Raw genomic sequence first — 13,144 nt, 5'->3', positions numbered from 1 at the left:
CGATTACAATACGGAAAGGAGGGATACGATGCTATTACGCCGCAGTCTTGAACGAATCGTTATTAAATACACCCAGAAAATGAACCTGCGCCGAAAAATATTAATTCTGTATGGAGCCATTATTTTTGTTCCAACGATTTTTTTAGGCATTGTTGCGGGCTATCTTGCGCTTGAAAGCTTCAGGGACAATTACCTGGTCACCATTAATGAAGCGATGCGCCAAACCGTTCAAAATATAGAATTCCGCAAGCAAAGCTACGATGTGCTTGCTACGCGTACGGCAACGGATGGGGAGCTAATCTCGCGGTTAAGCCGTAATTACTCGGATATGTTCGAGCAGCTGAACACGGTTGAGTATGTAGACCGTTCATTTGTATTTACGAGTAAATACTTGCCGGGTATCGATGATTTCCGGATTTACCACACGAATCCGATGCTTGTGCAGGACGGACGATTGCTGTGGAAGCCAGAGGGGCGCATCTTGCAGCCTGACTTGAATGAGACGGATTGGTTTATCCAAACGAGCGAGGCTTCCAACTCGTTAATATGGAGCAATGTGAACAAGAATAAGCTTGTCATCTCACATAAAGTGATGAGCCCGACCGGCAATTTGCAGGGCATTATTTATATGCTGTTAGACTATAAATCGGTTTTTGGCAATCTGTTCAATCAGCCGTTCAGTGGTTCAGGCGAATTATCGATTATTGACGATTCCGGCATGATCATCGTTTCCTCCGATCCAGAAAAAATCGGATTAAAGTTTCAATCGACAACGCTGAATAATCACTGGGATAATGCGAGCCTATCTGATGGCGTAATGGTGGATGGCAATCTGCTTATGGTAAGGCCGATTGATTCGAACTGGCATGTGGCCGCGTTGATCCAGATGGATCAGCTTGAGCGCCAGTCCAAGATGATTTTATACGGCATCGTGGCTGTTATTTTCTTTTTTCTGCTTTGCTCTACTTTTTTAATTATGACGGTGCTGAAAAATGTCGTATGGCGTATTCGTAAGCTTGGCACGCGCATGTACGATGTCAGTCAAGGACAGTTCGATGTCAGTATTCGCAATACGGCTAAAGATGAGCTCGGCGATCTGGAAATTTTGTTTAATTCGATGTCCAGCCGTCTGGGTATGCTCGTTGAAGACATTACGCAAGCGAAGCTCAAGGAACGCGAGCAATCATTCAAAGCGCTGCAGGCTCAAATCAATCCTCATTTTATATACAATTCGTTAAGTTTGCTAAGGTGGCGTGCGCTGGATCTTCAAGACGAAAAACAGCTGCGCACCATAGACGCCTTGACCGCCTTTTACCGTCTGGCGCTGGACAATAAAATTAATGTCATACAAATAAAGGGCGAGCTTGAACATGTCAGAGCTTATTTGGATATTCAAGAAATGCGTTATCCGGGAAGGGTGACCATCGAGTGGCATATCGAGCAAGAGCTGCTGGAGCTTTACACGATCAAGCTGTTATTACAGCCTATTGTGGAAAATTGTTATTTGCATGGCAACATTACAGGGAAGAAGGGCGGCGTTATCCGAATTTCGGCGCAGCTCGAACAAGACAACATTCGATTCGAGGTGTTCGATAACGGAATAGGCATCTCAAGAGAGATGCTGAAACAGATTCAATTAGGAAAGCAGGCGGGGAACGGAAACGGATACGGTACTGCTAATATTCGCGAGCGGCTCCAGCTCTATTTTGAGAATAAACATGAATTTACCATAGACAGCAAAGAGAACGAATGGACGGCGGCAACGATTATCATACCGGCAAGTGTTCATAGGCCGCAGATTAGGAAGGTGATGTAGTGTTGTTAAAAGCGTTGATCGTGGATGATGAGCCTACCCATGTTCAGGGGCTTGTGCGCTATATCAAGTGGAAGGAGCTAGGCTATGATACGCCTTTCACCGCAGAGTCCGGTCAAGAAGCTCTCGACTTATTGCGGAATACTTCTATTGATGTGTTGATATCAGATGTATCAATGCCTGTTATGACGGGAATTGAACTTGTTGCAGAGGCTAAAGCGATCCAGGCGCAGCTTCAAGTGCTGATGATCAGCGGCTACAACGAATTCGAATTTGTACAGGAAGCGATGAACGTTGGGGCGCAAGCGTATGTGTTGAAGCCGATTAAAGTGGAAGAGGTAGAGAGCAAGCTTACCGGGTTCCGCAAGACATTAACCAAGTTAAAGCAAATTGAAAATCAAGCGCAGGAGCTGCAGCAGAAAGTATCCGGCAGTCTCGATATCGTCAGAGAACGGTTCGTATCCGATGTTATTGGGGAGGCAGGCATTCATGCCCAGATGCTGCATTCATGGGGCAGCCTGCTGGAGCTTCCTGCAAGCAACCAAGAAATCGGATTAATCGTACTGGGCTATGATCATTTTCATTCCTCGGTGCAGGACGCAAGAGAGAGGGTTGTGATCAGCAACGGATTTTTGAGAACGGTCCATATCGGTTTAAGCGATTTTGATCATGTTTATATCGCAAAGACCGTCACTGATGAAATCGTGGCCTTGCACATTAATTTAAGTCCGCTTGAACGTGCGTCAATTGAAAAACAGCTTGCTTTCATCCAAAATGTCATGCAGGAGCAATACGGCTCAACGGTTACGATTGGCAATAGCAGAGTATGTACGACTTGGGAAGATGTACCGACGCTTTATAAGGAAGTTAAATTCATGATGGCAAGATTCCGCTTGATGGAGAGCGGGCAAATTCTGCACTATGATCGACTAGATGAATCTGAGTTCCAACAATTTCGTCTGCGAGAAGAGATTATACCCGAGATTTTACAGCTGACAGAAGATGCTGCCGATGCTCATAAGGTTGTTGACTACGTTAATAATGTGTTTGATATGCTGCTTCCTCAGCCTTCTATGCCATTTACGTATATACAGGCGTTTGGCATGGCATTGCTCAGCGAACTGGCTCGCAAGCAGACATGGAATAAAGAGCTGGGCGGGGAAATGAATTTGGAGATGTGGCAGAAGCTGATCGATTGCAGAAGCGAGGCGCAAATTCGTGAAGTCGTGATCGATTACGTTCAACGCCATATGGTTATCGAAAAGAAAGGTGAAGCCAGTCAAAGGCATAATCTGATCGGCAAGGTTTCCGAATATTTGGAGGCACATTTCCAAGAACATATCACAGTAAAGCAAATTGCTGAAATTCATCATCTGAATGCGAGTTACTTAAGCGTGCTGTTCAAAAAAGAGATGGGCAAAACGATATCTGATTTTCTACAGGAAACACGCATGAATAAAGCCAAAGAGCTGCTTAACAATCCAAGCATCAAGGTGTATGAGGTATCTGAGCAGGTCGGATTTCAGACCGCAGCTTATTTTGCCTACTTGTTCAAGAAGACGACGGGCTATACGCCGCAAGAATATAGGGATTACCATTAAGGCATTTGCTATGAGCTGGAGGCTATGAAAAAATGATGATAGAGTCAATTGCGGGAACGTGGAGATTTTGCTTGGATGAGACCAAGCAAGGCATTGATCAAAAATGGTATAACGAGCGGCTGCAAGATCACATTCAGCTGCCAGGAACCACCTCGGAGTATCAAAAAGGCGAATATAACACGGCCAAAGAAGTCGCTCACCTAACTGAGGCTTATCCGATAAACGGTTATGCATGGTACCAACGCGAGATTGAAATCAAGGCGGAATGGGCGAACAAGCATATCCAGCTGTACGTGGAGCGGACAAGAGTAACGAAGGTTTGGATCGGCGATGAACTGCAAGGCATGCAGAACAGCATAAGCGCGCCCCATATCTATGAATTTGGGATCATGACTCCTGGCACGTATACGTTAACCATATTGGTTGATAACAGCGGCCTGCCGATAAAAGGCGGTCATATGACATCACCCGATACGCAGACGAACTGGAACGGACTGCTCGGCAGAATGGAGCTTCAAGCAGCGGATTTAATCCGATTGGACAACATTCAGGCGTTCCCCGATGTTGCTAATAAGTCCGTTCAGCTCAGGTTTCAACTGATCAACGATACGATGGACAATGCGGATACCCAGCTAGCTATCGCTTTAATGGATATGGTTGGAACAATCCAAGGCAACGCAAATGCTGCAACAGCAGTAAAGATCGCTATGATTCAGTCCGTACCGGGTAACCAGTCTGTTGAACTGCACTATGAACTCGGCGAAGATATCATGCTGTGGGATGAGTTCAACCCCGTATTATACCGCTTGCTTGTGAGTCTGGAGGCGAACGCTAACGGGAAATTGTATCGGAATGAGCAATCCGTAAGCTTCGGCATGCGCAAGTTCGGTACGGAAGGCACACAGTTCACGAATAACGGTCGTAAAGTATTTTTGCGAGGAAAACATGACGCGTTGGCTTTTCCTCTAACCGGTTATGCGCCGATGACGGTGGAAGAATGGGTCAAGGTGCTATCTATCGCCAAGTCCTACGGGATTAATCATTATCGCTTCCACACCTGCTGCCCGCCAGAAGCAGGATTTATAGCCGCGGATTTGCTCGGTATTTATTTCGAGCCTGAGCTGCCGTATTGGGGCGCATTTCAAGATCCAGCGGATGAAGACTATGATGAGGCGAGATCGGACTACTTGCGGGAGGAAGGATTGCGCATATTAAAGGCTTATGGCAATCACCCATCATTTGCTTTGTTTACGCTAGGCAACGAATTGCATGGCAGTCGCAACGCCATGTCGAGCTTGTTGAAGGAATATCGGGAACAAGATAGCAGGCGCTTATACGCTGAAGGGGCGAATAACTATTTCTGGGCGCCGGCTTTCTCGGAAGACTCTGATTTCTGGGTTACCATGCGAACAGGGCATGGCGAATCGATGGTTCGAGCTTCTTTCTCCCATGCGGACTTGCCCCTTGGGCATGTGCAGGATAGCTATCCTTCAACCTTAACGGACTATCGTGATAATCTTCCGGACATTCAAGTGCCTACGATAAGCCATGAAATTGGCCAATATCAATCCTTCCCAAACTTTGGCGAAATAGAGAAATACACAGGCGTTCTGAAAGCACGGAACTTAGAAGTGTTTCGCGAGAGGCTTCAGGCTGCGGGAATGCTCGATCAAGCCGATCATTTCTTCCGGGCATCCGGACAGCTCGCGGTTATATGCTACCGCGAAGAGATTGAAGCCGCTTTGCGCACTCCGGGCTTCGGCGGGTTTCAACTGCTAGATCTGCAGGACTTTCCGGGCCAAGGAACGGCATTGGTTGGCGTATTGGACGCGTTTATGGAATCCAAAGGCTTTATAGAACCGGAGAAGTGGCGCGAGTTTTGCTCGGAAATCGTTCTGCTGGCAAGGATTCCGAGGTTTACGTATACCCAGGAGGAGACGTTTGTCGCCGAACTGGAAATCGCAAATTACGGGTCTGACTCGCTTGAAGCTATGCAGTTGGAGTGGTCGCTAAAGCAAGGAGACCGACTAATTGAGGCTGGAGCGATGGCGGCAAAGAATATTCAACAAGGGGCTTTGGAAAATGTGGGTACGCTGCAGATCGACCTGTCCGCAGCAGAGGCTCCCGCCAAGCTGGAGCTTACTCTGAAATGGAAGGGCAGCGACGTTATAAATCATTATCCGATCTGGGTATATCCGTCGGCGCAGGCAGAAGCCAAGCCGCAACAAGCTGAATTTCACTTGCGTAGAGAATTCAATCAAGAGGTAAGCGATATTCTCGAAGAAGGCGGGCGTGTTTTGCTCATTCCCCATCAAGAGCAGCTATCCTCCCATATCGGCGGAGCGTTTGCTTCGGACTTTTGGTGTTATCCTATGTTTAGATCCATCTGTGAGGGAAAAAACGCGGCTCCAGCACCGGGAACGCTCGGAATCTTATGTGATGAGAAGCATCCCATGTTCGAGGCCTTTCCAACCGAGTTTCATAGCAACTGGCAGTGGTGGCCGATCCTGACCCACTCTCATTCGCTTATACTGGATAAGTGGCCGGAAGCGTTCCGTCCCCTAGTGCAGGTCATTGACAACTTTGAGCGCAATCATAAGCTCGGCTTGATCGTTGAAGCTAAGGTTGGCAATGGAAGCTTGCTCATATGCGCAAGCGACCTTATTGGTCACCAAGATAAGCCGGAGGTACGCCAGCTTTTTCATAGCTTGCTGCAATATGCGGCATCTGCGGAGTTCAACCCATCATTAGAACTCAGCTATGACCAGATTCGCAGCGTGCTGGATCCGAACGTGGAGAGCGATCGCGAGACGCATCGCGGTCAAGCGGTTATTAATCCTTCCTATCCGAATAATATAAGTTGAACTAAAGACACTTCTACATTCTGATGCAAAGACGATCGATAATACGCATGGGATTCTTTCATGATATTAATCATAAATGTCTCTACATTCTTCCGTATCTCAGCGGTTATGTGCTAAAACAAACTATTGATGTTGATGACATCTGCTCTGAGCCACTGCTCAATTCGCATTCTTAGCGTTAGAGAAACGGGCGTTTCCTATCCCCCAAAGCTGCACGATAAAAGGTTTTGACAATACGATCGACAATCTTCCTCTTCTGGTTAACGTGAACGTTAATAAAGAGCTTCTTTGCATGCTGGCCGTAGACCAATTGCTTTGGAGAATGGCTAATTGGGTTCGGATTTTGAGAAATAGCTTATCAACGGTGATATCATTATGAGAGAGCAATTCGCCTAAGCTAAAAACGATTAAGTAATGAAAGACAGACACTCATTGTATTTATACAATGGGTGTTTACTATTAGTGTGGATCGAACTGCAGAGGATAGCTTTCCACTCTTGGCAGCAATGATTTACATAGGGTTGTGTCCACAACCTCAAAAAATACGATAATACGGGTGAGGACTTAGAGGATTTGATTTCAATCGGCACCATAGCCCTGATCAAAGCTACGGTAAGTCTATTGACTTGGGATTTAGAAACAGTAAGTTTTAAAGGAGAAGTGTTTGGAGTTGCGAAAAACCCAGATGATGTGATTTTTCTAACTCCAATAGATCGAAACAAAAAAGAAAATAACATTAAAAGAAGTTATTATTTCAGAGTTCATTATTTTGAAGAGCAACATTAGTTCTGTCTGATGATATGAATATCTATACAACGGAAGTCGCATAACATGTGGCTTTTTTATATATTGTCTAAATGAGTAGGATACCATAATGCCAAGTCAGTCTTGGAAGGCATTGCACCAACGAATTTGCACACCTTGAGATGATTGCGACCATGATTTACAAGCTGACAAAAGATGCAACGCCAGAACAGCTTAAGGCTGCTGGACTTGGTGCTCATTATGTGGCTCATAACAGCGCCTTGTTTTATGAGAATGCAGGCGGCGTACCCTTTACGGCTACGTACATTCAGGCCAAAGGTGATCCAATTGCGGATCTATATGAGGACATAGCGGCGGAGGAGAAGGTTAGGGCGACGTATCAGTGGCTAATTGATCTTAGGGATGATGTGGATCTGCAGGATAGCTTGAAGTATTTGCAGGAGCGGGAGATTATACACTCTCTGCGGTTCCGGGAAGCGGTGGAAATACTTAAGGATAAGCGGGATGAGAAGATATTCTATTAGAAGGAACCTCTCTGCAGGGTACTGCGGGGAGGTTTTTTTTGTTTGTGTACAGAATTGTACAGAGGAGAATAGTCCACCATCCAATACTAATTGTATGGAAAAGAGTCTAGATAAACAGTATACTTGCTATAATTGTTTTTTGTTGAGGTGAATATCAAATGGATGAAATCGATGAATCAAAACAGCTTGTATTACAAATCGGCGGTGCCTTGAAAAAGTACAGAAAAGAAAAAAACATGAGCTTAGACGAATTAGCGGAATTAACGGGTGTAAGCAAACTTACTCTGGGGAATATCGAACGTGGCGATACAAATCCAACTTTGGCGATTATTTGGAAAATTTCAAAAGGCATGTCTTTACCGCTATTGGCTTTGTTGAAATCAGAAGAGCCTGTTAGTTTGTATCGAGCAGGAGAAGGACTGCGGTTTTCTAATGATCAAAAAAATTGGATCATTGAACCAGTCTTTAAACACACAAGCAACGATATTGAAATGTGTCGGGCTTACTTACAGCCGAATAGCTCGTATCACCCTGAAGGTCATCATGCGAATACAACAGAAATTGCGACAGTAATGACTGGTTCCATTGAAATTCAAGTCAATGGAGAGGTTTACACATTGAATCAATATGATACGATCAGTTTTCGTGCAGATTGTCCTCACTCTTATACCAATCATACGAATAGCGAAACAGTGCTCCATATATGCTTAAAGTATGATTTCTAAAAGTCAGAAATCCTACTTATTTAATACAACTCCGAATTCCATGACGGGAATTCAGAGTTGTATTTTTGTTTTCAGATGATTTTATGTATATTATACAATACCACTTGTTAAAAATAATATACTATAATATACTTTTAATATTCGCGCGGATGTTATTTCATATTTTTTCAATCAGTAGGAAACAAATTATACGTATAAATTCAGGAAGGAGAAATGAAAAATGTCGAACAAACAAAATAAAAAAGCCGTACCATCTTCTATCGGACTGATAATTCTCGGCATTATTGTTATTGCAGCTAATTTACGTGCTCCTTTAACCTCAGTCGGTCCTTTAGTGAGTTTCATAAGGGATGACGTTGTTATTTCAAATACATTAGCCGGCCTGATAACAACGGTACCTTTGCTTGCCTTTGCTTTATTATCGCCACTAGTACCAAAATTAGGACGAAGGTATGGTGTTGAACGTATCATTTTGATTGCCCTAATCTTTCTGACTGTTGGCATTGTAATACGTTCTTTATCTGGCATAGCTAATCTGTATATTGGGACAGCAATTCTTGGATTCGCAATTGCCATATGTAATGTATTATTGCCAAGTTTAATCAAAAGGGATTTCCCAAATAAAATTGGCTCCATGACAGGTATTTACTCCATTTCAATGAGTTTATTTGGAGCAATCGCATCGGGAATCAGTGTACCGCTAGCCGTGAACGCAGGTCTAAAATGGCAGGGAGCATTGGGAATATGGGGGATTCTAAGCTTTGTATCGATTCTCTGTTGGCTACCCCAACTAAGAAATCAAACGAAGCAAACAACCACGATGAGTCAACAGATAGCCAGTAATGATGTGAATGTTTGGAAATCCCCTCTTGCCTGGCAAGTAACCCTGTTTATGGGTATACAGTCCATGGTTTTCTATGTGTTGATCGCATGGTTGCCTGAAATTTTAAAGCAGCAAGGAATTGACTCAAACCAATCAGGATGGTACCTCTCGATAATGCAGTTAGCTCTGCTTCCATTTACTTTTATTGTGCCCGTTATTGCTGGGCGCATGTCTAGTCAACGTTTGTTAGTGGTCATCATAACCATTTTGCTTTTGACGGGAACGCTCGGACTTCTATACGGAAGCTCCAATATAATTCTGTTATGGATCATAATACTCGGAATTGGTGGAGGCTGCGCCTTTAGTTTGTCCATGATGTTTTTCGGTTTACGTACTGAAAATGCGCATCAAGCAGCGGAACTGTCTGGCATGGCGCAGTCGATCGGATATCTTCTTGCCGCAATCGGTCCTGCCCTTATAGGATTTCTACATGATTTGACAAATAGTTGGAATCTGCCACTTTTCATTCTGCTTGGCGCTTCGGTCTTACTCTTTATAGTCGGTATAGGAGCAGGAAGAAACCGTTTTGTAGGTAGCCGAAATAGTTACGAACTGCCACAGAAAGGACGATGAATAGGTTTGACAAAATTATTGTGGCAATTGATAAAGCTAAAATAATGAACAAACTCCTCGATGCAACCTATGAATAGCCTGAAACAAATAAACTCAAGTTACCTTGGTTAATGTCAGCCAGGAATATGTATCGAAGGCTTTCGACAGCTAAATTGGCGTTCGTTGATTATCATTGAAAGTGGATAATCGCTAACAAACAAAAAACTAGGGCCCCAAAGTGGCCCTAGTTTTTTTAGAAGCGTCAATCATGATCAGCTCAATCGATTAATTTAGCAATGATTTGACTCTTAATTGAAAAAAATGAGTGTTAATTAGATTCTATGAGTCCAGTTGTTATTAAATCTTCAATGTTCAGATACATGGTTCCTTTGTATTTCTTAATACGAATGTCACTTAAAGTAAAGTCGCCATCCGTCGCCTTTTTGTATTCCGCTGTCAAATTAATATCCACTCTGACGATTTCGAAGCCGACATATTTGCCTATCGTAATGATGTTGGCATTGCTATTGCCAAGTTTGCTTACGCCTTCGATTTCAGACAGCATAGATAATGAAATCCATCCCTTGCTCATCAGTGGTGGCAATGCTTCTTTATTCTCTGCTGCAGCTACATAATTGGCGTCAAAATAATCCGGATATCCTTTATACCCTGGTAGTTTGGATTCCTTCTCTGTTGGTGGCGCACCAACAACACGGAATTCAGGGAAATTTGCAATTGTCTTGGTAATGGAATCGATCTCGGCTAACTCTTTTTGGGTATTCAGGGCGTTGGTTGCAGCGGGACCAAACGATATCACTCCATCAGCACTGAAAAATATCGGGATACCGTCGATCGTGTAAGAGGCCCCTTTAAAGGATGGACTATTAACTTGAATCACATTTGCTTCTGCAGACCAATAAACGGAGTTACCTGTTGCTTCCCCAACGATTCTAATTGGGATGTAAGTGTTACCATTTTGCGTAAAGGGTTCTGCTTGCAATGCTTTCTTCTGGCCGTTCACAACTGCTGTTTTGTTGCCAATCGTAAATGTAATCTTTAAATCATCCTTTTTGCCCGTAACTTGTTTAAGTTTTGCATCATAACCGATTTCCATTTTCAAATTTCCAAATAATTCTCTGAAAGGAACGAAGGAAACTCCATTCTTGCTTACTGATTTAGATTTGAGCGGGACTCCATCTACAAAAATATAAGCTCCTTTATTGGCTGCTGATACAGGAATAACACCTATACTGAACAATAAAACGCAAATCATAGCAGTAATCGACAATCTCTTCAAAAAAACGCCTCCAGAACTAGTTTTTATTTCCACTATTTACTATATTACTATCATTTGGAACTCTGTCAATAAAAAAATAGTTATTTTGTCGAAATGTGACCCAAGTATTCAATGTTCTTTCGAATTCCCTCAAATAAAGAGGCTAACCCAATTGCAGCTTAAGCTCATCAATCGTTTTACATACTTTGGGCTGTCGGTCGATTCACGATCTCAGCATGAAAAAGCATCGACCACGCAAGTTTATGCTCAGCTCCGCGGAGAGCGTCGGAGAGAACGTTATCACCGATTTTTTTTAGAATTTAGTTAATCAGGTTCAATAGTATTGTTGGATGCCTTTAATTATTCAGTCTTTCATTGAACTAACGGGCATGATAGTTTAGAGGTAAATATTTACATAATAACAAGTGGTCGGTATAATTTAAGAGTATTGAGCAAACAGCCAAAGGGGTGTTTTTAATTGGAATTTGGACTTTCCCATAGAAAGTTTAACGCCAAAAGACCAGGGTCTCTTGTTAGTACAATTACCGGAGTCTTAGAACATCTTTCGTCATTGTATGCGAATATTGGTGAGGCCAGAGAGAAAAATGGCATTTGGTCTTTACCAGAAAGCACTCCAACATGCACTACATGTAACGGTACAGGTACTGTCCTTGGTGATATTGATTCAAGTCGTATGGTCGCAACTGAACTCTCGCTTAAAAAAGGAGCTGTGCTTTTATGGGCGGGGACTAACTGCGGACCTGTTGTAAAGATTAGAGAACTGGCTAAAATGATCGGGATTGACGTTGAAAGCCCACTTGTTGAGCAAGATGAGCAATTTATCGATATTTTACTTTATGGATATGATAAGGAACCTGTAACATACGTTTACAAGAAAAGGGAACATAAAAACTATTATCGTGGGTGCGTTTTCGATTTGAAACATATGCGTGATACAGGAACAACTAGTAAAGGAAACCTTTGGGCAATAAAATTATTCTCCGAACATGGAAAGTGTCCAAATTGTACCGAAAGCTTGTTGGAACAGGAACGCTTGGTTATGGGGAGTTCCCTTTCAGATGTGTTGAGAATGCCGATCTCAGAATCACTATTAGTTGTCCAGAAATTACGTAATTGCCTCGACAAACAAGTATTAGATAATTATTGCGAATTGATTAATGATCTGGAATTGCGTCTATCATATCTAAATAAAATTGGTCTAAAGTCTCTTTCAGCTTTCGATGTTAGAGTCTTGGTGAATCCGTAAATTGGTTAAGCTAACGAACAGATACGCAATAATTTTGTCTTCAGATTTCCACTTGACCCTTACGTAACGTAATGATTTATAGTAAACGTAAGAGAAGGACGAAACACGGCCTACTGCCAAATAATCGAATTACTAAATTAGAAATCGGAGGAGAAGCAAACATGAGAAAACTCGTATTGTTTATGCATGTATCGCTGGACGGGTATGCGTCGGATTCGAACGGAGGACTAGATTGGATTCCGTACAACGAGGAATTAGAGAAATACGCCGAGGAAGTCGTAGCCGAAGTCGGCTCACCGGTATACGGACGAACGACGTATCGGATGATGGAGAGCTACTGGCCCGCGATGCTGGACAATCCGGATGCGTCGAGGCACGATATGGAGCATGCCAAATGGCTGCAGGATGTGAAGAAGATCGTCATTTCTGGCTCGATGGACATTGTCGAATGGAACAATACGGTACTGATCAAGGACAATATTGCAGATGAAATCAAGGCGCTCAAGGAGCAGCCAGGCAAAAATCTCGTTATCTTCGGCAGTCCGGGGGCGGCGAAGACGTTGCTTGAGCTCGGCCTGATCGACGAATTCCTGCTGACGATTTGTCCAGTCATCTTGGGCGGCGGAAAATCGGCATTCCACGGCGGCGGTGAGAAAATCAGGCTCAAGCTGCTGTCCAGCCGAACGCTCCAGTCAGGTATTATCGCAGCCCGCTATGTGTTGGAGAAATAGCCGTGCCGTACAAGATTTTCCACTAACGGTAACGATAGTTGAAAACTAAAGGGCTGCCGCGTGGCAGCCCTTCGTCATTACGCTAACGGGCAGCATTCCTATTATGAAGAAATACGAGGTTTGAGTAACAAAAAGACTCCTTG

At 43.6% G+C, this 13,144-nt stretch carries 8 protein-coding genes and 2 pseudogenes; 9 read left to right on the top strand and 1 reads right to left on the bottom strand.

The features are described from left to right. The first annotated feature begins 28 nt into the window (after window positions 1–28). The 7 genes and pseudogenes from AC1DM9_RS31150 (at window position 29) to AC1DM9_RS31120 (ending at window position 9,748) form a co-directional block, all read left to right on the top strand. On the top strand, window positions 29–1,816 hold the full coding sequence (locus tag AC1DM9_RS31150) for a cache domain-containing sensor histidine kinase (protein WP_477512037.1): 1,788 nt from the start codon (window positions 29–31) through the stop codon (window positions 1,814–1,816). Further along, entirely contained in the window at window positions 1,816–3,414 is a 1,599-nt protein-coding gene (locus AC1DM9_RS31145) for a response regulator transcription factor (protein ID WP_477512038.1), read from the top strand. The genes AC1DM9_RS31150 and AC1DM9_RS31145 overlap by 1 nt, the downstream gene beginning before the upstream one ends. Window positions 3,415–3,446: 32 nt before the next feature. Continuing rightward, window positions 3,447–6,278 carry a sugar-binding domain-containing protein gene (locus tag AC1DM9_RS31140; protein WP_477512039.1) on the top strand — a complete coding sequence of 944 codons (2,832 nt, stop codon included), beginning with the start codon at window positions 3,447–3,449 and terminating at the stop codon, window positions 6,276–6,278. Between the two features lie 528 nt (window positions 6,279–6,806). Then, a pseudogene (locus AC1DM9_RS31135) lies at window positions 6,807–6,896 on the top strand (flagellar biosynthesis protein FliA); the annotation flags it as partial. Between the two features lie 284 nt (window positions 6,897–7,180). Beyond that, a pseudogene (locus AC1DM9_RS31130) lies at window positions 7,181–7,567 on the top strand (manganese catalase family protein); the annotation flags it as partial. A gap of 158 nt (window positions 7,568–7,725) precedes the next feature. Further along, window positions 7,726–8,292 carry a helix-turn-helix domain-containing protein gene (locus AC1DM9_RS31125; RefSeq protein ID WP_441884495.1) on the top strand — a complete coding sequence of 189 codons (567 nt, stop codon included), beginning with the start codon at window positions 7,726–7,728 and terminating at the stop codon, window positions 8,290–8,292. Window positions 8,293–8,512: 220 nt separating this feature from the next. Next, window positions 8,513–9,748, top strand: coding sequence for a CynX/NimT family MFS transporter (locus tag AC1DM9_RS31120; RefSeq protein ID WP_477512040.1), 1,236 nt, complete (start codon window positions 8,513–8,515; stop codon window positions 9,746–9,748). 307 nt (window positions 9,749–10,055) lie between these two features. Here the strand turns inward: AC1DM9_RS31120 and AC1DM9_RS31115 are convergent, their stop codons facing one another. Further along, window positions 10,056–11,024, bottom strand: a complete 969-nt coding sequence (locus AC1DM9_RS31115; RefSeq protein WP_477512041.1) for a copper amine oxidase N-terminal domain-containing protein — start codon at window positions 11,022–11,024, stop codon at window positions 10,056–10,058. 457 nt (window positions 11,025–11,481) lie between these two features. Here AC1DM9_RS31115 and AC1DM9_RS31110 point away from each other — a divergent pair, with 457 nt between their 5' ends. Further along, window positions 11,482–12,270: a hypothetical protein gene (locus AC1DM9_RS31110; protein WP_477512042.1), complete on the top strand. Its 789-nt coding sequence runs from the start codon at window positions 11,482–11,484 to the stop codon at window positions 12,268–12,270. Window positions 12,271–12,431: 161 nt separating this feature from the next. Beyond that, window positions 12,432–13,001: a dihydrofolate reductase family protein gene (locus AC1DM9_RS31105; protein ID WP_441884503.1), complete on the top strand. Its 570-nt coding sequence runs from the start codon at window positions 12,432–12,434 to the stop codon at window positions 12,999–13,001. Window positions 13,002–13,144: the final 143 nt, after the last annotated feature.

It is taken from the genome of Paenibacillus sp. 01T431 (genome assembly GCF_056398625.1).
Note: the sequence above shows the minus strand (reverse complement) of the source record. Positions and strands in the feature narration are given on the sequence as shown.

Bases quoted from the DNA above. Each gene is read 5' to 3' on its own strand.
- AC1DM9_RS31150 (WP_477512037.1), top strand. From the start codon at position 29: ATGCTATTACGCCGCAGTCTTGAACGAATCGTTATTAAATACACCCAG.
- AC1DM9_RS31140 (WP_477512039.1), top strand. From the start codon at position 3,447: ATGATGATAGAGTCAATTGCGGGAACGTGGAGATTTTGCTTGGATGAG.
- AC1DM9_RS31125 (WP_441884495.1), top strand. From the start codon at position 7,726: ATGGATGAAATCGATGAATCAAAACAGCTTGTATTACAAATCGGCGGT.
- AC1DM9_RS31120 (WP_477512040.1), top strand. From the start codon at position 8,513: ATGTCGAACAAACAAAATAAAAAAGCCGTACCATCTTCTATCGGACTG.
- AC1DM9_RS31105 (WP_441884503.1), top strand. From the start codon at position 12,432: ATGAGAAAACTCGTATTGTTTATGCATGTATCGCTGGACGGGTATGCG.